A 25195-nucleotide genomic window follows, 5' to 3' on the forward strand; every position below is an offset into this window, starting at 1 on the left:
CCGCCACTCACCGTCGGGGGCTGGTGCTCTTCGTACGTCGCGTGGCCGGTGCGCTGCGGGGATCCTCGGGCCAGGCGTGCTTGGGGTAGCGCCCGCGCAGATCAGCACGCACACCCGGATAGCCGTTGTCCCAGAAGGACTCCAGGTCCGCGGTGATGGCGGCCGGGCGCCGGGCGGGCGACAGCAGGTGCAGCAGCAGCGGGACGCGACCGTCCGCAAGGACCGGCACTGCGTTCCAGCCGAAGACCTCCTGCAGCCGCACCGCGAGCACCGGTTGCTCGCCCGTGTAGTCGATCCGCACGCTCGACCCGCTGGGCACCTCCACCCGCTCCGGTGCCAGCTCGTCGAGCCTGCCCGCCTGGGGCCAGGGCAGCAGCGCCCGAAGCGCGGCACCGACGTCGATCCGGCGCAGGTCCTGGGCCGAGCGGACCCGCGCCAGCTGCGGCCCCAACCACGACTCGAGGTTCCGGGTCAGTGCCGCGTCGCTCACGTCCGGCCATGGGTCACCGAGAGCGCGGTGCAGGAAGTCGAGGCGGGCGCGCAGCGCGGTGGCCGGCTCCGACCAGGCGAGGAGACCGATCCCCTCGCTCGCCACCGCCTCCCGGATCGCCTCGGTCACGGCCTGCGCCGGTGGATCGCTGAGCCGGACCGAACCGAGCTCGATCGCGCCCAGCAGGGTTCGGCGCCGAGCCAGCACCCGCCCTCCGGTCCAGGTGACCTCGTCCACCTCGGTCCACCGAGACCCCGCCGCCTCCAGCGCCAGGTCCTCGGTGAGCGGGGCGGCCGCCCGGATCCGGGCATCGCGTTGCCCGGGCCGCCGCTCCGCGTCGCCGACCGCGAGCCACTCCAGGCCGGCCAAGGGCCCCGGGTCACGCGGATCGAGTGCCGCGCCGGTCCCGGACGTCATCAGGTAGCTGGAGGCACCGGAGCGCTTGCGCGCGATCCGGTCCGGATGCGCCAAGGCGACCACCAGCCCGACCGCCACGTCATCGGTGAGTGCTCGGGCGTGGTCCGCGGAGGCCCTCGGGGCGCCGGCGTTGCCCTGCTCCTCGACCCCCTGGTCCTTCACGATCGCCTCCAGCCGCCTGACCTGACTGCGCCACGGGCCAGCCCGCTGGTCGGCGCGCAGCGACCGGAGCGCGGCGACGAGGTCTCCGCCGGGAGCACGCACGTCCTCGCTGAGCATCGCGACCACCTCTGCGGCCCGCTTGGCCCCGACGAGACCAGCCCCGTCGATGAGGGCCCGCGCCAGCCTGGGGTCGGTCGGCACGCCGGCGATCACCCGCCCCCGCGGGGTGGCTCTACCGTCGTCGGTGATCGCCCCCAGGTCGACGAGCACCTCCTTGGCTGCCGCCAGGGCGTGCGCCGGCGGCTGGTCGAGCAGCGCCAGGTCTTGCACGTCGTCACTCCCCCAGCACGCCACCTCCAGGGCGAAGGCCGTCAGGTCGGCGGTGGCGATCTCGGGCTGCGGATGGGCGGCCAGATGCGCGTGCTCGGCCTCGGACCAGCAACGCAGCACGGCGCCCGCCCCCAGACGCCCGGCCCGGCCCGCTCGTTGCTCGGCCGCGGCCCGGCTCACCGCGACGGTGACCAGGGACGCCAGTCCGCGACGGTGGTCGGTGCGGGGCTCGCGGGAGAATCCGGCGTCCACCACCACGCGCACGCCGGGCACCGTCAGGGACGACTCCGCGACCGCGGTCGAGACGATGACCCGGCGACGCGGGCCCTCGGTGAGCGCACGGTCCTGTTCCGCGCCGGACAGACGTCCGTGCAGGGCGTGCACGTCCGCGTCCACGCCGGCCAGGCGACGTACGGTCGCCTCGATCTCCGCGACACCCGGCACGAAGACCAGGACGTCTCCCTCGTGCTCGGCGAGCGCACGACGTACGGTCGCGGCGACGTGGTCGTGGAAGGCCGGGGTGATCCCCCGGTCGTCGGTACGCCGCAACCCCGCCGGCAGCGGGCACCAGACCGCTTGGACAGGGTGCAGGGCACCCGGGACATGGATCACCGGAGCGCCTCGGGAATCGTCGCCTCCGCCGAGCAGGGCGGCCGTCCGTTCGGCCTCGATGGTGGCCGACATCGCCACCAGGGACAGGTCCTCGCGCAGGTTTGCCCGGATGTCGATCAAGAGCGCCAGGGTGAGGTCGGCGTCGAGGTGGCGCTCGTGCACCTCGTCGAGCACGACGGCGCCGACGCCGGCCAGCTCGGGATCGTGCTGGATCCGCCGTAGCAGCAGGCCGGTCGTGACGACCTCGACCCGGGTACGTCGACTGGTGCGCCGGTCTCCGCGTACGGAGTACCCGACCGTCTCCCCCACCGGTTCGCCCAGCAGGTGCGCCAGCCGACGGGCAGCAGCGCGGGCTGCAATGCGGCTGGGCTGCGTGACGACGACCCGTCCGGGAACCACCTCGGCCACCGCGGGTGGCACCAAGGTCGTCTTGCCGGTGCCGGGCGGTGCCTGGACCACCGCGACTCCGCGGGTGCGGAGCGCCTCGTCGAGAGCGGCCAGGCCCGCGGTGACCGGGAGGTCGGGCGGTGCGGCCAGCAGGCTGCGCAGCGGGTCGGACACTCCTGCAGTGTGCCTGACGTGCCTCGGCAGACGAGATTGGGACGGTCCGGGCCTGTCTCCTAGGGCTTCGGAGATTTGTCCATCGAAATTGGCGACTTCAGGTCCGCGCGAGCCCCCTCGCGGCTACCGTCGGCCGCGCTCGTTTCCCTAGCCACTGGAGTCATCCCGCGTGAAAAAGGCCCTTAGCTCAGCCCTTGTCGGTGCGATCGCCGCGACCCTGCTCGTGACCGCCGCAAGTCCCTCATCAGCAGCAGTGCAGACCGAGGGTTTCGACAGCGTGGTCCCCGACGGCTGGACGGCGACGAACAGCAGCGAACCCGAAGGGCTCCTGTCGGTGTTCCAGGGGAACTCCGACATCTTCCCCGCCCATCAGGGGGCCGACAACGCGTATGCGGCCATGAACTACAACGCCACCGGCGGCCCGTCCGGCACCATCAGTGTGTGGTTGATCGCCCCTGCGGCCAGCACGCTCAGCAACGGGGACAGATGGTCGTTCTTCACCCGGACGGAGTCGTGGGGTGGGTTCGCGGACCGCCTTGAGCTGCGCCTGTCGACCGAGGGCACCTGCGACGCGGGCAGCGACGCCACCAGTGTCGGTGATTTCACGACCCTGCTCACCACGGTCAACCCGAACCTCAGCAACGACTACCCCGAGACGTGGACGGAGTTCAGCGGCGCGTTGTCCGGGATCCGTGGCACCAAGACCGGCTGCCTCGCGTTCCGGTACTTCGTTCCCGATGCCGGCGACAGCGGCGTCAACGGCAACTACATCGGCATCGACACCTACACCTACGACGACCAGCCGAGCGACCTCACCGCCCCGGAGACCACCATCGAAGCCGGCCCCACCGGCGACACCCAGGACACCACCCCGACCTTCGCGTTCTCCTCCTCCGAACCCGACTCGACGTTCGAGTGCTCCCTGGACGCCGCGACCTTCGGCCCCTGCACCGGACCCGGCGCCACCCACACCACCGACACACTCACGGACGGACCACACACCTTCGCCGTCCGCGCCACCGACGCTGCCGGCAACCTGGACCCGTCCCCGGCGACGAGCTCTTTCGCCGTCGACGCCACCGCCCCGGAGACCACCATCGAGGCCGGCCCCACCGGCGACACCCAGGACACCACCCCGACCTTCGCGTTCTCCTCCTCCGAACCCGACTCGACGTTCGAGTGCTCCCTGGACGCCGCGACCTTCGGCCCCTGCACCGGACCCGGCGCCACCCACACCACCGACACACTCACGGACGGACCACACACCTTCGCCGTCCGCGCCACCGACGCTGCCGGCAACCTGGACCCATCCCCGGCGACGAGCTCTTTCACCGTGGTCGTCCCGCCCGTCGTCAGCCCGACCCCACCCACCGCCGGTCCGCCTACCTCGGCGCCCTCTGACTGCTCGGCCCAGCAGGCCGCCGTGACCGCCGCGCAGGGGGTGGCGGCCAAGGCGATCACGAGGCTGAAGAGAGCCCAGAAGGCGGTCACGGCCGCCAAGCTGACCCTCAGGAAGGCCAAGAGGGACGCCAGGGTCACCGCCATCAAGAAGGCGAAGAAGAAGGTGTCCGCCGCCAAGGAGAAGCTCAAGACGACGAAGCACCAGCTCAAGGAGGCCCAGCAGCCTCTCGCCAGCTCCACGGGTCAGCTGACTGCCTGCCAGGGCGGCTGATTCGCAGCTAGGTTCGCCGTGGCGGGATCCCAGAGCACCGATCTGATCGGGCGGATGGTGCTCTGGGTTCCCCTCGCCCAAGAAGGTCGAGACCGAGCGCCGGGCCCTGCTCGACGCGATCGCAGGGATGCCGGGGGACGAGCAGGCCATCGCGAACCGCGTGCACGAGATCGTCTCCGACCTGGCGCCGGACCTGCTGCCCAAGACCTGGTACGGCATGCCGGCCTGGGCCCGGGACGGCAAGGTCGTCGTCTTCGTGAAGCACGCCTCGAAGTTCAAGATGCGCTACACCGAGGTTGGCTTCACCGAGGAAGCGCATCTCGACGAGGGCGACATCTGGCCGACGGTGTACGTCGTCACCACGATGAACGACGCCGTCAGCGAGCAGCTGACCGAGCTGGTCAAGCGGGTCCGCTAGAGCGATCCGCGTCCAGCCTGCTGACACGAGTCGAGCAGCAGTGCGGCCAGAGCAGCGTCCGAGGCGACGAGTGCCTGGCGGTCGTAGGTGGAGCCGGACGCGAGCAGCTCGTCGGCGCCGGTGAGATCGGCGATCCGCTCCAGCCGTCGGCGTACCGTCGCCGGGGCGCCGGCGGCCACCCCGTCCAAGCCCCGCTCCACGAGCTCCTGCACCCGCCCGGCGAGGCGACGCTCGCGGATCGCGGAGACCGGCTCGAGCGCCTCGAAGACCCCGGTCCGCCTGGACTGCACCATCGCCCAGACCTCCGGGAGGGCCAGCTCGCGCGCCTCGGCATCGGTCTCCGCGACCAGGACGTCGAGCGAGACGGTGACGTGCGGACGACTCCCCCGGTGCGGCCGGAAGTCGCGCCGGTACGCCGTCAGCAGGTCCGGCAGGTCGGGCAGGTCGGGGCTGCCTAGCACCGGTCCACCGAGCACCACGGGCAGCCCCATAGCCGCAGCGACCCTGATCCCGGAACCGGTGGCGAGCACGAAGACCGGGATCTCCTCCTCGAGGACCGGCCGCGCGGTGACCGGGGCAGTCCGCTCCAGGTAGCTCCGCAGCTCGGCGATGTCGTCGACGAAGAGGTCAGGCTCATCGCCGGGGCGGCGGAGGGCCCGCCGCACGGGGGCGGTGAAGCCCAGCGACCGACCCACGCCCAGGTCGACGCGCCCCGGGTGCAGGGCCGCGAGCATCAAGAACTGCTCGGCCACGACCACCGGTTGGTGGTTCGGCAGCATCACCCCGCCCGAACCGAGGCGGATGGTGGCGGTCCGGGCACCGACCGCGGCGAGCAGCACCGCGGGCGCGCCCGATGCGATGCCGGGCACGCCGTGGTGCTCGGCCACCCAGAACCGGCCGTATCCCAGCTGCTCCGCGGCGACGGCCCGTTCGACGGTGTGGCTCAGGGCTAGTCGTTCGGGCTCGCCGGCGCGGGTGCGGGAGCGGTCGAGCAGGGAGAGCTTCACTCGGGGTCAACGTGGAGAGCCCCGCTGGGCTTCCCGCGGAGCATCGGAGGGAGAATGGGCACGTGAGCTGGGGAGACGTGTGGGTGTGCGGGGCCAAGGTTCGACCGACGATCGACGCTGACGGCCCTCAGCCGCCGTGGGTCCTGGCGGGGTCGATCGCCCGCGAGGAGAAGGACTTCATCCAGGCGATCCATCGGCTCCAGAACACCCGCGACAGCCACGCGCGGGCGGTCGACTTCCAGCTCCGGGTGCACACGCCCGACGTCGCCCTGAAACCCGCCGGCGCGAAGCCGGACGCCCTCACGTTCGAGCCGGACGGGCTCTGGGTCGCCGTGGACCTCACGCCCGCCGGGCGTGACGATGCTCCGCGCTTCGTCCTGTTCACCCAGCGCGTCCGCGCGGTCACGCAGTCCCGGCGTGCTCCCCAGGCGCAGGCGGCTGGCACTCCGCGCCCCCTCGCGGTGATCGCGCTGCGCGGACGCGCGCGCTCTGGTGCGAGCGCGCTCGAGTGGGCGCCACGCCCGTCCCGCGACTGACGGTCCGTGGCACGCGTGTCGTCCCTGAGCGGGTCGGAACCCACCCCATGAGGGGTTCCCAGCGCACCCTGGTGCCGGCTCTGGTGTACGCGGCTCTGTCCACCGCCGTCGTCTCCTCGCTCGGCATGCTGCTGGTGCCCTCCATCGCGGTGGAGATGGATGTGGCGGTGAGCACCGCGCAGTGGATGCTGACGGTGAACCTGCTCGCCGGAGCGGTCGCGACGCCGGTGATGGGGCGGCTCAGCGACGGGCCCCGCAAGAAGCGTCTGCTGCTGGTGTCCCTGGCGATCGTGCTGCTGGGGTGCGCGGTGGCGGCGACGGCACCCAGCTTCGAGGTCTTTCTCCTCGGACGGGCGCTGCAGGGCCTGACCTACGGGATCGTCCCGGTCACCATCGCCCTGGTCAGACAGCACTCGGCACCGGACCGCTCGCAGTCGGCCATCTCCAGCCTCTCGGTGACGGTAGCCACCGGGATCGGCGTCGGCTATCCGCTCACCGGCATCCTGGCCGGGACGTTCGACTACCGGGCCGCCTTCTGGTTCGCCACCGTGTTCGTGGTCAGCGCGATCGTGGTGGTGGTCAGGGCGATCCCCGACGACGTGCCGGCGAGCGCTCCGGCACCCCCCTTCGACTTCCCCGGCGCAGCCCTGCTCGGAACCGGCCTCGGCAGCCTGCTGCTCGGCATCAGCGAAGGTGCCCGCTGGGGCTGGTCCTCGCCGGCCACCATCTGCGTCCTCGTGGCCGCCGTGCTGGTGATGACGACCTGGGTGCTCGTCGAGCTGCGGACCTCCCATCCCCTGATCAACCTGAGGACCTTCGCGCGGCCCGACGTGGTGCTCGCCAACGCGACCGCGATCGGGCTGGGGGGCGCGCTCTACATCGGTCTCTCGCTCGGCAGCCTGGTGGCCCAGGCGCCCGAGTCGACCGGCTACGGCCTGGCGCTGCCCGTGTTCTGGGCCGGGTTCGTGATGTTCCCCCTCTCCGTGGGCAGCTTCCTGGCCAACCGGGTGGTGCGTCGAGTGTCCCGGCGCATCGATCTCGCGGTGCTGCTGCCGACCGGCGCCGGTTTGATGACCAGCGCCGCGGTCCTTCTCTGGCTGGCCCATTCCGAGCTGTGGGAGCTGGTGTGCGGGATGTTCCTCTTCGGAGTCGGGATGGGCGCCAGCTATGCCGCGATGCCGGCCCTGATCGCCCGCAGCGTGGCCGTGGCCGAGCTCGGCAGCTCGGTGAGCTTCAACCAGGTGCTCAGGACGGTGGGGAGCTCGTTCGGCACCGCGATCTCCGCTGCGGTGATAGCGGCTCACACCACGGCTGGCGGTGGGGCCACGAACGCCGGGATCAGCGCGACCTTCGCGGTGAGCGCGATGGTGTGTCTCACGGTGTTCGCGGCGCTGACGATGCACACCCTGGCCACGCACCGCAGTCGCAGCCAGTCCCGGCGGAGCACCGGAACCCTGGGCTGACGGTCCCCGGGCGCAGACCAGTCCGGTTGCCGGCAGCGCGGCTCAGCGGGTGCGGAAGTGCCAGGTTGCGGGCTGTCGGCCCGCCTTGTCGGGGTTCTGGTCCAGACGGCCCCCGCGAGGGCCCGCACCCCGGCAGTGACGACCACCCGGTACGTCGTCCGCCCCCGCAGCGCGGACCGCGGCCGGATCACGACCTCGCGTCGCTTCGCGTTGTAGACCAGCCGCGCGGCGACCCGCGCCCCGCCCTTGCGGACGAGCTTGACGTTCGCCCGGTTGAGGGAGCTCTTGCGGACGGCGCGCGAGAACGTCACCCGCACCTTCGCCTTGCCTCGGACGCGCTTGGCACCGGCCCGTGGAGTCATCTTCACAACCCGAAGGTCCGCCGCGCTCGTCCCGCCGGTCGGCTTGGTGGTGGGTTTGGGGGTGCTCGGACCGGTCGGCTTGACGGTGGGCGTGGCGGTCGGTTTGACGGTGGGGTTCGAAGGATCGCCGGCGGCCGCCTCCCACAGGGGAGTCACCCAGTAGGTCGAGTTCCGGAAGGCGCGCACGGGGAAGGAGACACACGCGGCGTCGTCGTAGCAGTGGACGCCGTTCGGCTCTGCGTCCGTGGCCTGCAGAGCGGTGATCGGACCCACCGTGTGCGAGGAGTCCGCGAAGAACCCGTAGCGGAAGGCGTACTTCGTCCTGGGCGTGAAGTACGAGGCCACGTAGGTACGGCCGGGCTGGATCGCCACCGGCTGGTCGAACCGCATGTCCTGCCAGCCGTTGCCGCTCTGGGGTGGGAACAGTCCGCTGCGCAGGCGGTTGCCGTCGCTGTCCCACAGCGATCCCCGCAGCTCGGCGGAGTCGGCCCGGTAGATCCGCAGACCGGTGATCTCCAGCGAGCGAGCAGTGCGGAACTTGACCCCCACCTCGAGCCCGTTGCGGGCGTCGTCCGCCACGCAGAAGCTGTTGGCGTCCAGTGCCCACTTGCCGCAGTCTGACGCCGTCTGCTGGGCCTGGAAACCGGTGGGCCACAGCCCCACCGACTCTCGCTGCCCGTTCGCCGAAGCCAGTGGAATCACGGCGACGGCCGCGAGCACCAGCCCCCCGATTCCCGCCACCACAGTGCTACGAATCCCCATGTCACGTCCCCCGTTGCCAGCGCACGCCGTCAGCAGGGAGGCTCCACCCCATCGGTTCGGGACCGGACCCACCGAGCTCGCGGCTTCAGTAGCGCGGCACTATACGCAGGCAGTGGATTTAGTCCAGGGTGAATCCGACGCGCCGGGTCGCCGGGTCCGCCTCCGTGAGACGCACCGAGACCTTGGCGCCCAGGGGCAGCTCCCGCTCGCTGCTCACCTTCGCCTCGATCGCCAGGTCCACCAGGTTCACCTCTCCCCGACGCGGGTCCTTCTCGTCCACCTCCACCACCACCGCGTCGAAGGAGTTCCCGACCCGGTCCGCCAGGACCTCGGCCTCCATCAGGTTGAGGATGGCGTTCTGGTACTGGTTGGCGCGACGACCGGACTCCCGCATCGTGTCGGGGACCTCCTCGAGCTTCGACAGCACCCATGACGGCACCTCCTCGCCCGCACACAGCGCCAGGCAGATCTCGGAGGCGTAGCGATCGACCAGGCGGCGCAGCGGAGCGGTGACGTGGGCGTAGTCCGCGGCGATCGCGGCGTGCCCGGGCTGGGCGGGGACCTCGCCGTGGAACCCGGCGTACCCGCTGCCCCGGAAGAGGCGGGTGCAGGCGACCACCATCGCGGCATGCCGGGGCTCGGCCGGGTCCAGGGTGCGGACGAAGTCGGAGTAGGCCACCTCGGAGGGCCACTCCAGCCCCAGTCCCTGGGCGGTACGCCGTAGCCGCGCCACGTCGCGCGGGTCCGCGGGCGGCAGCGTTCGCAGCAGTCCGACCTGCCCCTGGACCATCAGCGAGGCTGCCGCGATCCCGGTCAGCAGGGAGAGCTGGGCGTTCCAGCTCTCCACCGGCAGCAGCTGCCGGAACTCCAACTTCCAGCTCGTGCCCGACATGTCGATCTGCTGGTCGGGCAGGGGCAGGCTGACCCCGCCCCGCGCGGCCTCCCGGGCCAGCCGCAGGGGCCCGACCTCGGCCAGCAGCGCCAGGCTCTCCTGAGCCTGACCGGAGTCGATCAGCTCCTGCGCCTGGTCGTAGTCGTAGCGGGCGCGGGACCGCACCCGGGCTCGCTCCACGGTGACGTCAGTGCCCTCTCCGGTCTCGTCGAGCGTGAGCGTCCACAGCAGCGCGGGGCGCACCTGGTCGGGCAGCAGCGAGCCTGCGCCCTCGGAGATGACCGGAGGATGCAGCGGGATCTTGGAGTCGGCACCGTAGAGGGTCTCCCCGCGGCGGTTGGCCTCGCGGTCGACTGCATCGCCCGGGGTGATGAAGGCCGCGAGGTCGGCGATCGCGTAGTGGACCCGGTAGCCGGACCCTCGACGCTCGATGTGCAGCACCTGGTCGAGGTCCATCGCGCCCGGGGGGTCGATGCTGAGGAACGGGATGTCCGTGCGGTCCAGCGCCGGCAGCCGCGGCGCTGCCGCAGCCGCCTCCGCGACCCGGAGGACCTCCTCGTCGAACTCCGGCGAGACGCCGAGCTCGGCCTGGATCGCGGCGATGCCCTCGCGCAGCTCTCGCGCCGCGACCTCGTCCTCGGGTCGACGGAACCGGACAACACGTGGCGTGGGCATGCGCAGCACCCTAGCCACAGGCAGGCCGGGACAGCAGGCGTCCTAGGGTTTGCAGGTGCTCATCCTGCTACCGCCGAGTGAGGGGAAGACCGCGCCCCGTCGCGGCCGCCCCCTCGACCTCGACGCTCTGTCCTCCCCCGGTCTCGGGGCCGCGCGCCGCAGCGTGCTCGACGCCCTGGTCGAGCTGTGCTCGGACAACCCGGTGAAGGCCATGGAGGTCCTGGGCCTGGGGCCCACCCAGGCCGGCCTGGTCGCGAGCAACGCCGCACTCGCATCGCTCCCCACCGCACGAGCCGATGCGCTCTACACCGGCGTGCTGTACGAGGCGCTGGACTTCGCCGCCCTCTCACCCGCGGCCAAGCGTCGCGCCACCGCCGGGGTGCGGACCACCTCGGCGCTCTTCGGCCTGGTCGCCCCCGGTGACCGCATCCCCGCCTACCGGCTCTCCGGCGACGCCACGCTGCCCGGCCTCGGGTCGGTGGCAGGGGTGTGGCGCGACGCCCTGGGCCCTGCGGTGGAGGAGACGCTCGGTGCAGGCCTGCTCGTGGACCTGCGCTCCGGGACCTACGCCGCCTTCTGGCGTCCGACGCCCGACCTGGCCCCCCGCGTCGTGGGGGTCCGAGTGCTGCACGAGCACCAGGGCCGACGCAAGGTCGTGAGCCACTTCAACAAGGCGACCAAGGGCCGCATCGTGCGGGCCCTCCTGGAGGACGGGGCCAAGCCCCGGACCCCTACCCAGCTGGCCGAGGCCCTGCGCAGGCTGGGCTGGGACGTCGAGCAGGGCTCCCCCGGCCCGCGAGGGACCCAGCTCGACGTCGTGGTCAGCGAGCTCTGAGCCTCAGCTGGAGGGCAGCCCCGACTCCGCGGTCCGGACCAGGATCCGGTTGCACTCCTCGCACCGGACCACCTGGTCGGTCGGGGTGTTGTTGATGACCGCGAGCTCGGCGTGGTCCAGGGTGAGACGGCAGCCGCTGCACTGGCGGGCGCGCAGCAGTGCGGCACCGACGCCGTCCTTCGTCTGGCGCAGCTTGTCGTAGAGGGACAGCAGGTCCTCGGGATCTCGGCCGCGACGGGCGCCCGCTGCCCGATGGCCGCGTGCAGCTCGGCGTCGATCTCGGCCGACTTGCGCTCGCGGCCGGCCTCCAGCTCGGCGAGACGCTCCTCGTGACCCGCGAGCTCCTCGCGCAGCCTCTCCAGGCTCGCCTCGGCCCGCTCGGCCTGCTCCATGATGTCGAGCTCGGAGTCCTCCAGGCTGCTCACCCGGCGCTCCAGCGACTCCAGCTCGTAGGTCATCCGCTGCAGGTCCTTGGGGTTGGTGATCAGCCCACGGTCCATGCGGTCCCGGTCGCGGGCGCGCCGCGCCCGCGCCTGCTCCACGTCCGCCTCGGCCTTGGCCTGCTCGACGCTGAGGTCGTCGACCACGATCTGGGCGTCGCGGACCTTGTCGAGGATGGCGTCGCGGCTGACGCGGAGGGCGTCGATCTCAGCGGTCTCGGGCAGGTGGGCGCGCCGGTGACGGAGCTGGTCCACTCGTGCGTCGATCTCCTGGAGGTCCAGAAGTCGGCTTTGGGTGGCGGGGTCGGCTTTCAGCGGGTGCTCCTTCAGAGGTGGGTCGTCAGACCCGGAATGTCCAGGGGTCCGTGCAGATGGTGCTGACACGGGTCTCCACCGTATCGCTCCACTGCCGCGCGACCATCGCCTCCACCACCGGGAGCCAGGTCCACTCCGCCGCCCAGTGAGCGATGTCGAGGAGCGCCGGGCCGTTCTTCTCTATGAACTCCGAGGCCGGGTGGTGCCTGAGGTCGCTGGTGACGTAGACATCGACCTCCTCGCCGGCCACCCGGTCGAGCAGGAAGTCGCCGGCTCCCCCGACCACGGCCACCCGGCGTACCGGACGTCGCGGGTCGCCCGCGACGCGCACCCCGTGGGCGGTCGCCGGGAGGGCGTCCGCGACGGCCTTGGCGAACTCCCCCAGGGTGGTCGGTGCCACCTCGCCCACCCGACCGGTGCCGGTGGTCCGCGATCCCGGGTCGGCCATCTCGGTGACGTGGTACGACGGCTCCTCGTAGGGGTGGGCCGCCAGCAGGGCGCGGAGCACCTGCGCCCGGCGCTCCCGCGGGACCACCACCTCGATGCGCTCCTCCACCACCTCCTCCAGCCTGCCCGGGCTCCCGACCGCCGGTCGAGCCCCCTCCAGGGGCCGGAACCGGCCCTGTCCCGGCACGGAGAAGCTGCACTGGTCGTAGTCCCCCAGTGCTCCGGCACCCGCCGCGGCCAGGACCTCTCGCACGGTCTCGGCAGCACTGGTGGGCACGTGCACCGCCAGCACGTCGAGCTGCATCCCGGCACCGGGGACCAACGGCGACAGGTCGTGCAGTCCCAGCGCCGTGGCCAGCGACTCCGAGACACCGCCCACCGCCTGGTCGGCGTTGGTGTGCGCCGTCAGCAGGGCGCAGCCGGCCGTCGCGAGGACGTGCGCGGTGCGCCCCTTGGCCGTGGTGGCCGGGAACCCGTGCACGGGCTTGAGGAAGAGCGGGTGGTGCACCACCAGGAGGTCCGCACCCCACTCCGCGGCCTCGCGCGCGACCTGGAGGGTGGGGTCGACCGCGAACAGCACCTTGTCCACCCTCGATTCGGGGTCCCCCAGCACCAGGCCGACGGCGTCCCAGGAGTCTGCGGTGGCGGGTGGGTACCACGCGTGGACCTGGCTGACGACCTCACGGAGCAGGGGCATGCGGCCGAGGATATCGAGACGAGGAACGAGGTGCGTCGGGACGGTTTCGAACCGCCGACCGCTCGGGTGTAAACCGAGTGCTCTACCGCTGAGCTACCGACGCAGGGGGCGGGCACAGACTACGCGACGAGCAGCCCGGAGGTCACAGCACGGCCGGGCCCTGAAATGCGTCGAGCCGCTGGCGTCTCGGGTCACCAGCGGCTCAACACGACAGAGTCTAGGTCCGCTCGAGAACCGCTGTCCCGGGTTTCAGGTAAAACTTCGGGACAAGTTCCTCGGCTCCTCAGGCATGCCGGAGGCACGAGCGCGCCGGGGGTCGCTGCGAGCTCGGGTCAGACTGCGGCGCGCAGCTGCTCCAGGTGCTGGTCCAGGTCGCGTCCCTTGGCTGCCGCGTTGTGCACCGACCAGCGGAGCAGCCCGTCCCGGTCGATCACGTACGACGACCGGTGCGGCGCCCCCTTCGCCTCGTCGAACACCTCGTACTCCCGCGAGACCCGGCCGTGCGGCCAGAAGTCCGAGAGCAGGGGAAAGTTGAGGCCGTCCGAGTCGGCGAAGGCCCGCAGCGAGTAGGTCGGGTCGCAGGAGATGGCGAGCACCTCGGTGTCGAAGGTCATGAACTCCGACAACCGGTCGCGGATCCCGGCCATCTCGCCGGTGCAGACCCCGGAGAAGGCGAAGGGGTAGAACAGGATGACCACGGCCTTGGAACCGCGGAAGCCGGACAGCGAGACGTCCTGGCCGAACTGGTCGCGCAGGGTGAAGTCGGGGGCCGGTGCGCCCAGGGTGAGTCCACTCATGATGGCGTCATCCTCGCACCGGCCCCCGCCCTCGGCGCACTCAGGGGCGGCGGGCCAGCTCCCGCTTGAGGATCTTGCCGGTGGCGTTCCTCGGCAGCTCGTTGACGAAGACGATCTCCCGCGGCACCTTGTAGCGGGCCAGGTTGCCCCGGACCCAGTCCTTGAGGATCGTCTCGTCCGCAGCGGCGGGGTCGGAGACCACCACGAAGGCCCGCAGCCGCTTGCCGAACTCGTCGTCCTCGACCCCGACCGCGGCGGCCTCGACGACGGCGTCATGACGGCACAGGCAGTCCTCGACCTCCTTGGGAAAGACGTTCTCCCCACCGCTGACGATCATCTCGTCGTCGCGGCCCTCGACGTAGAGGCGACCGTCCGGTCCGAACCGCCCCACGTCCCCGGTCGACATCAGGTCCCCGACCATCTCCTTGCCACCGCCTCCGGTGTAGCCCTCGAACAGCATCGAGTTGCTCACGAAGATGCGACCCGACTCTCCGTCCGGCACGGGCTGCCCGTCCGGGTCCAGCACCTTCACCACCGTCGCGTACGGCGGCTTGCCCGCCGACGTCGGCGCCTGCCGCAGGTCCTCGGGTGTCGCGATGGAGGCGTAGGCGACCTCGGTGGACCCGTAGATGTTGTAGAGGTTGTCGCCGAACCGGTCCATCCACGCCAGGGCGAAGTCACCGGGCAGCGCCGACCCGGACGACGCCACCATCTTCAGCGACGGCAGCTCGACACTGTCGAGCACCTCGGGCGGCAGCTGCAGGATGCGCTGGAGCATCACCGGGATCACGATGAAGGAGTCGCACTCGTACTCGCGGATGGTCTTCAGCGCGTCCTCGGGATCGAACTTGCGCCGCAGCACCACCGTCGAGCCGAGCAGCATGCCGAGGAACAGGTGGGCGAATCCCCAGGTGTGGAACAGCGGAGCCGCGATGTGCGTGCGCCACCGCGCCTTGAGCGGGAGCCGCGACATGAGCGCCACGGCATTGCTGATCCCGGCCTCCTTGCGGGGCGCCCCCTTCGGGGTGCCGGTCGTTCCGGAGGTCAGGATCACCAGCCGCGCGTGGTGCTCCGGCGGGGTCAGGTCGGTGGTGGGGTACTTCGCGATCAGCGACTCCATCGAGTCGGGGTGGCCCTCGGTGTCGGTCCAGGCCAGCAGCCGGTGCTGGACCTCGGCGGCCGAGAGGAGGTCGATGAACTCCTCGTCATGGATCACCAGCACCGGCTTCTCGCGGGCGATGACGTCGATGAGCTGCGGTGCCGCGAAGGCGGTGTTGAGGTAGAGCAGGTCGGCGCCGAGCTTCGCCGCCCCGATCGTGGCGTCGACGAAGCCGCGGTGGTTGCGGCACATGATGGCGACCTGGTCGCCCTCGCCCACTCCACGCTCGGCCAGGGCGTGCGCCAGGGCGTTGGAACGGGTGTGGATCTGGGCGAAGGTCAGCGATCCGAGCTCGTCGATCAGCCCGACCTGGTCGGGGCTGGTGACGGCGAGCTGGGCGAAGCCGCCGGCCGGGCCGGTCCCCCAGGCCGTGACCGTCTTGACGATCTTGGAAAGCACGATGGGCGACATGGGCCGCACGACACCGGCACGCGTGAGTACGGACAGGGTCTTGGCGATGCTCAATGGGGTCCTCGGGGCTCGGCCGACCCCACTCGGAGGCCGGCGTCAGGCGGGCGTCTTGGGCGTGACCAGGCGAGTGGCTTGCCAGTCCTTGCTGACTGCGGCCGTCGTGGTCTGGGCCAGGCCCGCGATCGGCGCGGCCTCGGCGATGTCGGTGGCGGCGACACTGTTGGGTCGTCCCACCTTGGGGGTGAGGAGCCAGATCGCGCCTCCGCCGACGAGGTCGGTCTTGGCGTCCACGAGGCCGTCGACGAGGTCTCCGTCCTCCGAGCGCCACCACAGCAGCACGGCGTCCACGACGTTGCCGTAGTCCCCGTCGACCATGTCGGCATCGATGCAGTCCTCGATGGCGATCCGCAGGTCGTCGTCGGTGTCGTTGTCCCAGCCGAGCTCCTGCACCACCAGGCCGGACGTGAGTCCCAACCGTGTTGCAGGGCTGCCGCCCGTTCCTTGGGTGGACTGTCCGCCCACGCTCGCACTCAACGAACTCTCCTTCGTCACCCGGTTCACCCCGCCAGTGTGCGGAGTGGGGAGTAGTCCAGCGGAGTATGGGCTCGAGCGCAACCCCACGTACCGGTGGGTAGATTTTCCGGCGCCTTCACGCGTGCAACGATGCTGTTGTGAGCGACCAGAAGAGCACCGAACGTCAGCACCTGCCGTCCGTGATCCACGAGGGGCTTCCCACCCAGCTGCCGGACATCGATCCCGACGAGACGGCGGAGTGGTTGGCCAGCTTCGACGCCATGCTGGACGAGAAGGGGCGAGAGCGCGCCCGTTACCTGATGCTGAGGCTGCTGGAGCGGTCCCGGGAGAAGCAGGTGGGGGTCCCGGCCCTGCGCTCGACCGACTACATCAACACGATTCCGCCCGAGCGCGAGCCCTGGTTCCCCGGTGACGAGGAGACCGAGCGCCGGATCCGGGCGTTCATCCGCTGGAACGCCGCGGTCATGGTCTCCAGCGCCAACCGCAAGGGGCTCGAGGTCGGCGGACACATCGCCACATACCAGTCCGCGGCCAGCCTCTACGAGGTCGGCTTCAACCACTTCTTCCGCGGCAAGGACCACCCCGGTGGCGGCGACCAGGTGTACATCCAGGGTCACGCCTCCCCCGGCATCTACGCGCGCGCCTTCCTCGAGGGCCGGTTGACCCAGGAACAGCTCTACCGCTTCCGCCAGGAGGTCCAGCACGGTCCCGGCGCCGGCCTGCCGTCGTACCCGCACCCGCGGCTGATGTCGGACTTCTGGGAGTTCCCGACGGTGTCCATGGGGCTCACGGGCATCAACTCGATCTACCAGGCCCGCTTCAACCGCTACCTGCAGAACCGCGGCATCAAGGACACCGAGCAGCAGCACGTCTGGGCCTTCCTGGGCGACGGCGAGATGGCCGAGCCGGAGTCGCTGGGCGCCATCCGGGTCGCGGCCCGCGAGGAGCTCGACAACCTCACCTGGGTCATCAACTGCAACCTCCAGCAGCTCGACGGACCCGTCACCGGCAACGGCAAGATCATCCAGGAGCTGGAGGCCAACTTCCGCGGCGCCGGGTGGAACGTCATCAAGGTCATCTGGGGTCGGGACTGGGACCCGCTGCTGGCGCGCGACGTCGACGGCGTGCTGGTCAACCGGATGAACACCATCCCGGACGGCCAGTTCCAGACCTACCACTCCGAGGGCGGCGCCTACGTCCGCGACCACTTCTTCGGAGTGGATCCCAGGCTGCGCAAGCTGGTGGAGCACATGAGCGACCAGCAGATCGAGAAGCTGTCCCGCGGCGGTCACGACTACCGCAAGGTGTACGCCGCCTTCGACGCGGCCAGCAAGCACGTCGGGCAGCCCACCGTGATCCTGGCCCACACCATCAAGGGCTGGACGATCGACGCGCTGGAGGGCAAGAACGCCACGCACCAGATGAAGAAGCTCACCCCCGCGGACCTGAAGAAGTACCGCGACCGGCTCTACCTGCCGATCAGCGACCGCGACCTCGAGGAGTCCTACGACCGCACGGGGGGCGCACCGTTCTTCCACCCCGGCAAGGACTCGCCGGAGATCGAGTACATGCTCGAGCGCCGCAAGGCCCTCGGTGGGGCCATCCCCCGCCGGGTGGACCGGGCCAAGCCGCTCGCCCTGCCCGGCAAGGAGGCCTACGCCGATCTGAAGCAGGGCTCGGGGAAGAACCAGGTCGCCACCACGATGGCCGTGGTGCGCCAGCTGCGCGACTGGATGAAGCACCCCGACATCGGCAACCGGATCGTCCCGATCGCCCCCGACGAGTACCGGACCTTCGGGATGGACTCGATGTTCCCGAGCGCCAAGGTCTACAACCCCGGCGGTCAGCAGTACGACTCAGTGGACCGCAAGCTGCTGCTGGCCTACAAGGAGTCCCAGTCCGGTCAGATGCTGCACGAGGGCATCTCCGAGGCCGGTGCCATGGCCTCGGCCACCGCCGCCGGCTCGGCGTACTCCACGCACGGCGAGCACATGATCCCGTTCTACATCTTCTACTCGATGTTCGGCTTCCAGCGCACCGGCGACTCGATCTGGGCGATGGCCGACCAGCTGGCCCGCGGCTTCCTGATCGGCGCCACGGCGGGTCGCACGACGCTGACGGGCGAGGGCCTGCAGCACGCCGACGGGCACTCGCCGCTGCTGGCCGCGAGCAACCCCGCGGTCGTGCACTACGACCCCGCGCTGGCCTACGAGGTCGCCCACATCATGGAGTCGGGGCTGCACCGGATGTACGGCGCCGAGGCAGAGAACGTGATCTTCTACCTGACCGTCTACAACGAGCCGATCTCCCAGCCCGCGGAGCCCGAGGACGTCGACACCGAGGGGATCCTGCGCGGCATCCACCGGGTCGGGGTCGCCGAGGGCGACGGCCCGCGGGTACAGCTGCTGGCCTCCGGCGTCGGCTGGCCCTGGATCGACAAGGCCGCTGCGCTGCTGCGCGAGGACTGGGGAGTCGCCGCGGACACCTGGTCGGTCACCTCGTGGAACGAGCTGGCCCGCGACGGCGTCTCGGCCGAGCAGTGGAACCTGTTGAACCCCGGCGAGCCGCGCCGTACGGCGTACGTCACCGACAAGCTGCAGGGCGCCCGCGGCCCGGTGGTCGCGGTGTCGGACTACATGAGCGCGGTCCCGCTGCAGATCGCCCGCTGGGTGCCTGCCGACTACCGGGTGCTGGGGACCGACGGCTTCGGGTTCGCCGACACCCGTCCGGCGGCTCGACGGTTCTTCCAGGTCGACGCGGAGTCGGTGGTGGTCCAGGCCCTGCAGGCCCTGGCCGACGCCGGCGAGATCGGTGTGGACAAGGTGGTCGAGGCGGCCCGGCAGTACCGGATCGACGACCCGACGGCCGTCGCCGACGTGCCCCAGGAGGGCGGGGACGCCTGACCCGCTCAGGCCCCGGTGTCCCGCACGTGGGGCACCGGGGCGACCGGGTTGATCGGGGCCCGGCCCGCCTCCACCTGCAGAGGCGGCCGGGCGGCACCTGCCTTCAGCACCCGTCGCCACTGGCTGCGGGAGTGCGGGCGCGCGGGGGTGGTGCGCATGAAGTCGTCCACGATCTGCACGAACCGCTCGGGATGGTCCTTGTGCGGGAAGTGCCCGCAGTCGTCCAGCACCTCGACCCGGGCGCTGGGCGCCAGGACTCCGGCGTTGGCCGCGTGCCTCACCGGGATCACGTGGTCGTCCCGTCCCCAGACCACGCACATCGGCACCTGGCTGGTCAGGTAGGCCCGGTCCGCCATGGTCACCACCTGCCCCTTCAGGTCCACGACCGCCCGCACCACGTGCCGGGTGGCCGTGCGCGCCCGGCTGTCGGCGAAGGACTCGTAGACCGCGGCCACCTCGTCGAGGTCCCGGGTCCGCGGCAGCCCCGTGCTCGACAGCAGCCGCAGGAAGGTCCCCGAGGCGTGTCGGACCCCGGGGAGGGTGAGCGCCCCCATCACCTGGTGGAACCCCGGGAGAGTGATGGCGCGGATCACCGGCGTGACCTCGGGGCCGAGACCGCCCGAGGCGACCAGCACGATCCGCTCGGTCCGCTCGGGGTACTGGTAGGCGAACTGCATCGCGACGCCGCCGCCGAAGCTGTGCCCGACGACGGTCACCTTCTCCACCCCCAGCACGGTGAGCAGGTCCCGCATCCCGTTGGCGTAGCCGCCCAGGCTGTAGTCCGCGCGCGGCTTGTCCGAGGCCCCGTGTCCCAGCAGGTCGGGTGCTATCACCGTGTACGACGTGGCGAGGGACTCCAGGACAGGCAGCCACGTCCGGTGGTCGCAGCCCAGGCCGTGCAGCAGCAGGAGCGCGGGACCGGAGCCCATCATCACGTAGGCACGCCGGTGCCCGTGGAGCTCGACGTAGGAGACTTCGTACGCGCTGGTCATGGTGCGGCACCTTCCGATGGCGACTTGTGATCGGATTCAACCAGGCAACGACGCCGCCCTCGTAGCCTCACCAGGCCTCGTAACCCGCTCGAAACGTGGCCGGAGCGTCGACTAGCCTCCACGTGTGACCCACGGCGCAGGCTCGGACCCTCTCGCGGACCGCGAGCGCGTGGTGACCTCGCTGTCCCGCGCCTCCGGAGCCCTGAGCACCGGTGCCATGGCGCGCATGGAGTCGGAGATGCCCTGGTTCCGCGAGCTCAGTGCGGCTGACCGGTCGTGGGTGGGCCTGATCGTCCAGGCCGGCATCAAGGGCTTCGTCGACTGGCTGGGCGCCGCGCCCGCTCCGCACGAGCAGGGCCCGGCAGGGCACGCGCTGGCCACGATCGTCTTCGGGGCCGCGCCTCGGGAGCTGGCGGGTGTCATCAACCTGCAGCAGACGGTCGAGCTGATCCGGCTCAGCATCGACGTCGTGGAGTCGAACATCGACGCGCTGCTGTCCCCCGCCGACTCCCCCGCCGTCCACCAGGCCGTCATGCGCTACGCCCGCGAGGTCGCGTTCGCCACCGCCGAGGTCTACGCGCGGGCGGCGGAGTCGCGCGGAGCCTGGGACGCTCGCCTGGAGGCCCTGGTGGTGGACGCGGTGATCCGCGCCGAGCCCGACGAGGCGCTGCTCTCGCGGGCCAGTGCCCTCGGCTGGGGGATCCACGGCGACGTCGCGGTGGTGCTGGGTCCCGTCCCGCTCGCGCGCACCGACAACGACGCTTTCGAGGAGGTACGCCGACTGGCCCGGGCCGCCGGCATGGACGCACTGTGCGCCACCCAGGGCGACCGCCTGGTGGTCGTGCTGGGCGGGGTCCGGGACGCGCGTGCGGCGGCGACCCGCATCGTCTCCATGTTCGGTGCCGGACCCGTCGTCGTGGGTCCGGTGACCGCCGGACTGGAGTTCGCCCACATCTCCGCCCGCGCCGCCCTCTCGGCCCAGCGCGCTGCCTCGGGGTGGCCGAGCGCCCCCCGTCCGGTGACGAGCGAGGAGCTGTTGCCCGAACGGGCGCTGGCCGGGGACGGCCATGCCCGCCGACACCTGGTGGAGGAGGTCTACCTCCCGCTGTGCGCCGCCAAGGGCCTGGCCGAGACGCTGGCGGTCTACCTGGACCAGGGCTCCTCGACCGAGGGGGCCGCGCGGGTGCTGTTCGTGCACCCCAACACCGTGCGGTACCGGCTGCGCCAGATCGCCGACCTCACCGGGTTGAGCCCCACGGCGCCGCGGGAGGCGTTCACTCTGCAGATCGCCCTCGTGCTGGGACGCCAGTCAGGGCGTTGAGGGGCGCGACTTTGTGGGAACCCCACAAAATTGTCCGCTGATCTTTCGTGCTAGCCCGAGCAGAGATGCTCGCCGCGAACGGGCACAGTGGTTGGCGTGCTCGTCATCGTCGCCCCCGGCCAAGGGGCCCAGTCCCCCGGATTCCTCGCTCCCTGGATCGAGGACCCGGTCTTCCGCGCCCGCTTCGAGTGGCTCTCCACCGTGGCGGGACTTGACCTCGTGCGTCACGGGACGCTCTCGGACGCCGAGACGATCCGGGACACCCAGATCGCTCAGCCGTTGCTCGTGGCCACCGGCCTGGTCGCCGCCCTGGAGCTCTTCCCCCACCCGTCCGACGCGTTCCGGCGCATCGGCGCGGTCGCGGGCCACAGCGTCGGGGAGCTGACCGCGGCGGCGGGCGCCCGCGTCATGACCGCAGAGCAGGCCATGGTGCTGGTGCGGGAGCGGGGCCGGGCGATGGCGGACGCGGCCGCGGTGCGCCCGACCGGGATGACCGCAGTCCTCGGTGGCGACCGCGAGGAGGTGCTGGCGACGCTGCAGTCCCTCGGCCTGACCGCGGCCAACGACAACGGTCCGGGCCAGCTCGTGGCCGCGGGCACCACGGAGCAGCTCGCCGCGCTGGCGCAGGCACCGCCGGCGAAGGCACGTCTGATGCCGCTCAGCGTCGCGGGCGCCTTCCACACCTCGCACATGGCGCCTGCGGTGAGCCACCTCGCAGGACTGGCCCGTTCGGTGTCCACCCACGACCCGCGCACCCGGGTGATCTCCAACCGGGACGGCAACGTGGTCCACGACGGCCGCGAGGTGCTGGCCCGCATCGTGGGCCAGATCGCCCACCCCGTCCGGTGGGACCTGTGCCTGGACACCATGACCGACCTGGGTGTCACCGGCATCTTGGAGATGCCTCCCGCGGGCACCCTGACCGGCATCGCCAAGCGAGCCCTGAAGGGCGTCGAGACGTTCGCCCTCAAGACCCCCGAGCAGCTGGACGAGGCCCGGGCCTTCGTGGAGCGGCACGGGGAGCCTTCCCCATCGATCTCTCCCCCACGTGGCGGATGGTGGTGGCCCCCGTCAAGGGCACCTTCCACCAGTCCCGGGAGGCCGCCGGCGCGACCGCCCTGGCCGCGGGCAGCATCATCGGTGACGTGGCCAGCCTGCGGGACCGGCTGCCCGTGGCGGCGGCGCACGGCGGTCAGGTCGTCGAGTGGCTCGTCGAGGACGGCGACCTGGTGTCACCGGGCCAGCCGCTGCTGCGCCTGCACCCGGAGTCCTCCTGATGCCCCTGACCGCGCTCACCGGCGCACCGCATGCCCGGATCCTCGGTCTGGGTGCCTACCGTCCGGCTCGGGTGGTGTCGAACTCCGAGCTGGTGGCGGCAATCGACTCCAGCGACGAGTGGATCCAGCAGCGCTCCGGCATCCGGCAGCGTCGGTTCGCCTCGCCCGAGGAGACGGTCCAGGCGATGGGGGTGGCGGCCTCGCGACAGGCACTGGAGAGGGCCGGGATCGCACCGGAGCAGATCGACTGCGTCGTCGTCGCGACCATCAGCCACCTGCTGCAGACCCCGGCCGTGGCCACCGCCATCGCGCACGAGATCGGCACCCAGCAGGCCGCGGCCTTCGACATCTCCGCCGCCTGCGCCGGCTTCTGCCACGGCATCGCCCTCGCCTCCGACCTGGTCCGCGGAGGGACCGCCTCCCACGTGCTGGTGGTCGGCGTGGAACGGCTCAGCGACCTCACCGACCTGGAGGACCGCGGAACCGCCTTCATCTTCGCCGACGGCGCGGGTGCGGCGGTGGTCGGACCCAGCAACACCCCCGGCATCGGGCCCGTGGTCTGGGGCTCGGACGGCGAGCAGTTCGACCTGATCCGCCAGCGTGAGGACTGGCGCGACGTCGTCGGCACCGCGCTCACCCCGGGCAGTGGCGTCATGCCGCACCTGACGATGCAGGGCAGCGCCGTGTTCCGGTGGGCCTCCTTCACGATGGCCAAGATGGCGCAGCAGGCCATCGACCGCGCGGGGATCAGCATCGACGACCTGGATGTCTTCGTGCCTCACCAGGCCAACATGCGCATCATCGACGCCATGGCGCGCGCGATGAAGCTCCCCGAACGGGTCCGGATCGCCCGGGACGTCGCCGAGCAGGGCAACACCTCGGCCGCGTCGGTCCCCATGGCCCTGGCCCGGATGATCGAGGAGGGGGAGGCTCGCTCCGGCGACCTGGCCCTGCTCATCGCCTTCGGCGCCGGTCTCACCTACGCCGCACAGGTCGTCGTCGTGCCCTGACCTCGCGTCGGCACCAAGAGCTCCAGCCCTCACCACCCACAGTTCGACCCAGCAAACCCACCAAGAGAAGGAAGCACATGGCCACCACCGAAGAGATCCGCTCCGACCTCGCCGAGATCGTCAACGAGGTCGCAGGCATCGAGAACGACGACGTCCAGCTCGACAAGTCGTTCGTCGACGACCTCGACGTCGACTCACTTTCCATGGTGGAGGTGGTCGTCGCCGCGGAGGAGAAGTTCGGGGTCTCGATCCCCGACGACGAGGTCAAGAACCTCAAGACGGTCGGCGACGCCGTCGCGTTCATCGAGCGCGCGCTGGTCTGACCCACCTGGGCCGGTGGTGCACCACACCACCGGCCCACCCCCACCTCCCCTCTACCGAACGGAACGCTGAACCATGACCTTGCGTCGCGTCGTCGTCACCGGCCTGGGCACCACCAGCCCCCTGGGCGGTGACGTGCCCACCACCTGGCAGGCCATGCTGGCCGGTCAGTCCGGCATCCGCCCGCTCGAGGACGACTGGGCCCAGGAGATGCCGGTCAAGATCGCCGGTCGGGTAGCCGTCGAGCCCTCCGAGGTGCTGGACCGGGTCAAGGCACGACGCCTGGACCGATCCGCCCAGTTCGCGATGATCGCGGCGCGGGAGGCCTGGGCGGACTCCGGCCTCGACGCCGCTCCCCCGGAGCCCGAGCGGCTGGGCGTGGCGATCGCGTCCGGCATCGGCGGTGTCACGACCCTGCTGGACAACTACGACGCACTGCGCGACCGGGGCCCCCGGCGGGTCTCGCCACTGGCGGTCCCGATGCTGATGCCCAACGCTCCGGCAGCCAACGTCTCCCTGGCGTTCGGCGCCCGGGCAGCAGTGCACGCGCCCACCTCCGCGTGTGCCTCGGGCAACGAGGCGATCTCCATGGCGATCGACCTGATCCGGCTCGGCCGCGCCGACGTAGTCCTGGCCGGCGGCACCGAGGCGGCCATCCACCCGCTGCCGATGGCGGCCTTCGCCAACATGATGGCGCTCTCCAAGAGCACTGCCGATCCCACGAAGGTGTCCCGTCCCTGGGACAACGGACGTGACGGCTTCGTGCTCGGCGAGGGCTCCGGCGTACTGGTCCTGGAGTCCGAGGAGCACGCCAGAGCGCGCGGCGCCCGCGTCTATGCCTACGCCCTGGGAGCCGGCATCAGCAACGACGCCCACGACATCGCACAGCCCGACCCTGAGGGACGGGGCGGCACTCGCGCCATCCGCCAGGCCATCGAGGCCGCGGAGATCTCCCCCTCCGACGTCAAGCACGTGAACGCCCACGCCACGTCCACCCCGCTCGGCGACGTTGCCGAGGGGCTGATGCTGCACACCGTGCTGGGCTCGGCGGTCACCGAGTGCGTCGTGACCAGCACCAAGTCCATGACCGGCCACCTGCTCGGCGGCGCCGGAGCCCTGGAGGCGGTGGCGACCGTGCTGGCCCTGCACGAGCGCATGAGCCCGCCGACGATCAACCTGGACGACAAGGACGAACGCGTGGACCTCGACATCCCCACCGCCCCTCGAGCGCTGCCGACCGGCCAGATCGCGGCGCTGAACAACTCCTTCGGCTTCGGCGGCGCCAACGTGGCCGTGGCCTTCGGCACCGCTGGAGGCGACCAGTGACCCCGGTGCCCGGAGAGGCACCCCCGGCCACTGCGGAGCAAGGCACCGCTG

At 71.3% G+C, this 25195-nt stretch carries 20 protein-coding genes, 1 tRNA gene and 3 pseudogenes; 12 read left to right on the forward strand and 12 right to left on the reverse strand.

Annotation, left to right across the window (positions count from 1 at the left end):
• Window positions 1–7: 7 nt before the first annotated feature.
• Window positions 8–2572: an ATP-dependent helicase HrpB gene (hrpB, locus tag C0R66_RS11470; protein ID WP_241901420.1), complete on the reverse strand. Its 2565-nt coding sequence runs from the start codon at window positions 2570–2572 to the stop codon at window positions 8–10.
• Between the two features lie 253 nt (window positions 2573–2825).
• Here hrpB and C0R66_RS11475 point away from each other — a divergent pair, with 253 nt between their 5' ends.
• A complete protein-coding gene (locus C0R66_RS11475; RefSeq protein WP_101524805.1) occupies window positions 2826–4244 on the forward strand; it encodes a choice-of-anchor J domain-containing protein in 1419 nt (472 codons plus the stop codon).
• A gap of 127 nt (window positions 4245–4371) precedes the next feature.
• A complete protein-coding gene (locus tag C0R66_RS11480) occupies window positions 4372–4662 on the forward strand; it encodes a hypothetical protein (RefSeq protein WP_101524806.1) in 291 nt (96 codons plus the stop codon).
• Here C0R66_RS11480 and C0R66_RS11485 read toward each other — a convergent pair.
• A complete protein-coding gene (locus C0R66_RS11485) occupies window positions 4659–5669 on the reverse strand; it encodes an MsnO8 family LLM class oxidoreductase (RefSeq protein ID WP_101524807.1) in 1011 nt (336 codons plus the stop codon). The two genes, C0R66_RS11480 and C0R66_RS11485, sit on opposite strands and share 4 nt — an antisense overlap.
• Window positions 5670–5731: 62 nt before the next feature.
• On the opposite strand from C0R66_RS11485, the gene C0R66_RS11490 reads away from it, so the two are divergent.
• On the forward strand, window positions 5732–6205 hold the full coding sequence (locus tag C0R66_RS11490) for a hypothetical protein (protein ID WP_158648013.1): 474 nt from the start codon (window positions 5732–5734) through the stop codon (window positions 6203–6205).
• Window positions 6206–6252: 47 nt separating this feature from the next.
• On the forward strand, window positions 6253–7668 hold the full coding sequence (locus C0R66_RS19510; RefSeq protein ID WP_101524809.1) for an MFS transporter: 1416 nt from the start codon (window positions 6253–6255) through the stop codon (window positions 7666–7668).
• Between the two features lie 119 nt (window positions 7669–7787).
• Here the strand turns inward: C0R66_RS19510 and C0R66_RS11500 are convergent.
• Both C0R66_RS11500 and C0R66_RS11505 read right to left on the reverse strand, forming a co-directional pair.
• Window positions 7788–8792 (reverse strand): annotated as a pseudogene (locus C0R66_RS11500) (DUF4082 domain-containing protein); the annotation flags it as partial.
• Window positions 8793–8910: 118 nt separating this feature from the next.
• Complete coding sequence (locus tag C0R66_RS11505; RefSeq protein ID WP_101526208.1) at window positions 8911–10359, reverse strand: RNB domain-containing ribonuclease; 1449 nt, start codon at window positions 10357–10359, stop codon at window positions 8911–8913.
• A gap of 55 nt (window positions 10360–10414) precedes the next feature.
• Between C0R66_RS11505 and yaaA the strand changes: the two genes are divergently transcribed.
• A complete protein-coding gene (yaaA, locus tag C0R66_RS11510) occupies window positions 10415–11194 on the forward strand; it encodes a peroxide stress protein YaaA (RefSeq protein WP_101526209.1) in 780 nt (259 codons plus the stop codon).
• Window positions 11195–11197: 3 nt separating this feature from the next.
• Here the strand turns inward: yaaA and C0R66_RS20305 are convergent, their stop codons facing one another.
• From C0R66_RS20305 to C0R66_RS11540, 7 genes and pseudogenes are all read right to left on the reverse strand, one after another.
• Window positions 11198–11407 (reverse strand): zinc ribbon domain-containing protein, encoded by a 210-nt coding sequence (locus tag C0R66_RS20305; protein ID WP_199286931.1) that lies wholly within the window; start codon window positions 11405–11407, stop codon window positions 11198–11200.
• 62 nt (window positions 11408–11469) lie between these two features.
• Window positions 11470–12018, reverse strand: a pseudogene (locus C0R66_RS20310) (zinc ribbon domain-containing protein); the annotation flags it as partial.
• A complete protein-coding gene (locus C0R66_RS11520; protein ID WP_101524811.1) occupies window positions 11975–13093 on the reverse strand; it encodes a Nif3-like dinuclear metal center hexameric protein in 1119 nt (372 codons plus the stop codon). The gene C0R66_RS11520 and the pseudogene C0R66_RS20310, both read right to left, overlap by 44 nt.
• Before the next feature lie 31 nt (window positions 13094–13124).
• A tRNA-Val gene (locus C0R66_RS11525) sits at window positions 13125–13196 on the reverse strand.
• A 229-nt stretch (window positions 13197–13425) separates the two neighbouring features.
• The gene (locus tag C0R66_RS11530; protein ID WP_101524812.1) at window positions 13426–13890 is read right to left on the reverse strand and encodes a peroxiredoxin; all 465 of its coding nucleotides are present in this window, start codon (window positions 13888–13890) and stop codon (window positions 13426–13428) included.
• A 40-nt stretch (window positions 13891–13930) separates the two neighbouring features.
• Window positions 13931–15460, reverse strand: a complete 1530-nt coding sequence (locus tag C0R66_RS11535; RefSeq protein ID WP_101526210.1) for an AMP-binding protein — start codon at window positions 15458–15460, stop codon at window positions 13931–13933.
• 96 nt (window positions 15461–15556) lie between these two features.
• A complete protein-coding gene (locus C0R66_RS11540) occupies window positions 15557–15934 on the reverse strand; it encodes a DUF3052 domain-containing protein (protein ID WP_240311672.1) in 378 nt (125 codons plus the stop codon).
• Window positions 15935–16131: 197 nt separating this feature from the next.
• Here C0R66_RS11540 and aceE point away from each other — a divergent pair, with 197 nt between their 5' ends.
• A complete protein-coding gene (gene aceE / locus C0R66_RS11545; RefSeq protein WP_199286652.1) occupies window positions 16132–18897 on the forward strand; it encodes a pyruvate dehydrogenase (acetyl-transferring), homodimeric type in 2766 nt (921 codons plus the stop codon).
• A 5-nt stretch (window positions 18898–18902) separates the two neighbouring features.
• Here aceE and C0R66_RS11550 read toward each other — a convergent pair whose 3' ends face one another.
• Complete coding sequence (locus C0R66_RS11550) at window positions 18903–19889, reverse strand: alpha/beta fold hydrolase (RefSeq protein ID WP_101524815.1); 987 nt, start codon at window positions 19887–19889, stop codon at window positions 18903–18905.
• A gap of 124 nt (window positions 19890–20013) precedes the next feature.
• Between C0R66_RS11550 and C0R66_RS11555 the strand changes: the two genes are divergently transcribed.
• The 6 genes and pseudogenes from C0R66_RS11555 (at window position 20014) to fabF (ending at window position 25144) form a co-directional block, all read left to right on the forward strand.
• Entirely contained in the window at window positions 20014–21210 is a 1197-nt protein-coding gene (locus C0R66_RS11555) for a PucR family transcriptional regulator (RefSeq protein WP_240311671.1), read from the forward strand.
• 96 nt (window positions 21211–21306) lie between these two features.
• Window positions 21307–22104, forward strand: a pseudogene (locus C0R66_RS11560) (ACP S-malonyltransferase); the annotation flags it as partial.
• A 161-nt stretch (window positions 22105–22265) separates the two neighbouring features.
• Window positions 22266–22487: a biotin/lipoyl-binding protein gene (locus C0R66_RS19515; RefSeq protein WP_241901421.1), complete on the forward strand. Its 222-nt coding sequence runs from the start codon at window positions 22266–22268 to the stop codon at window positions 22485–22487.
• 5 nt (window positions 22488–22492) lie between these two features.
• Window positions 22493–23497 carry a beta-ketoacyl-ACP synthase III gene (locus C0R66_RS11565; protein WP_420818780.1) on the forward strand — a complete coding sequence of 335 codons (1005 nt, stop codon included), beginning with the start codon at window positions 22493–22495 and terminating at the stop codon, window positions 23495–23497.
• Between the two features lie 77 nt (window positions 23498–23574).
• On the forward strand, window positions 23575–23820 hold the full coding sequence (locus C0R66_RS11570) for an acyl carrier protein (protein ID WP_101524817.1): 246 nt from the start codon (window positions 23575–23577) through the stop codon (window positions 23818–23820).
• Between the two features lie 73 nt (window positions 23821–23893).
• Window positions 23894–25144: a beta-ketoacyl-ACP synthase II gene (gene fabF, locus C0R66_RS11575; protein ID WP_101524818.1), complete on the forward strand. Its 1251-nt coding sequence runs from the start codon at window positions 23894–23896 to the stop codon at window positions 25142–25144.
• Window positions 25145–25195 lie beyond the last annotated feature (51 nt).

The sequence above is a fragment of the Nocardioides houyundeii genome, from assembly GCF_002865585.1.
In the GTDB taxonomy this organism is placed as follows: Bacteria; Actinomycetota; Actinomycetes; order Propionibacteriales; family Nocardioidaceae; genus Nocardioides; species Nocardioides houyundeii.

Excerpts from the sequence above, each read along its gene's own strand:
- C0R66_RS19515 (WP_241901421.1), top strand. The coding sequence starts at position 22,266 with ATGGTGGTGGCCCCCGTCAAGGGCACCTTCCACCAGTCCCGGGAGGCC.
- C0R66_RS11505 (WP_101526208.1), bottom strand. The coding sequence starts at position 10,359 with ATGCCCACGCCACGTGTTGTCCGGTTCCGTCGACCCGAGGACGAGGTC.
- C0R66_RS11480 (WP_101524806.1), top strand. The coding sequence starts at position 4,372 with ATGCCGGGGGACGAGCAGGCCATCGCGAACCGCGTGCACGAGATCGTC.
- C0R66_RS11550 (WP_101524815.1), bottom strand. The coding sequence starts at position 19,889 with ATGACCAGCGCGTACGAAGTCTCCTACGTCGAGCTCCACGGGCACCGG.
- fabF (WP_101524818.1), top strand. The coding sequence starts at position 23,894 with ATGACCTTGCGTCGCGTCGTCGTCACCGGCCTGGGCACCACCAGCCCC.
- C0R66_RS19510 (WP_101524809.1), top strand. The coding sequence starts at position 6,253 with ATGAGGGGTTCCCAGCGCACCCTGGTGCCGGCTCTGGTGTACGCGGCT.
- C0R66_RS11520 (WP_101524811.1), bottom strand. The coding sequence starts at position 13,093 with ATGCCCCTGCTCCGTGAGGTCGTCAGCCAGGTCCACGCGTGGTACCCA.
- C0R66_RS11570 (WP_101524817.1), top strand. The coding sequence starts at position 23,575 with ATGGCCACCACCGAAGAGATCCGCTCCGACCTCGCCGAGATCGTCAAC.
- C0R66_RS11535 (WP_101526210.1), bottom strand. The coding sequence starts at position 15,460 with ATGTCGCCCATCGTGCTTTCCAAGATCGTCAAGACGGTCACGGCCTGG.
- C0R66_RS11530 (WP_101524812.1), bottom strand. The coding sequence starts at position 13,890 with ATGAGTGGACTCACCCTGGGCGCACCGGCCCCCGACTTCACCCTGCGC.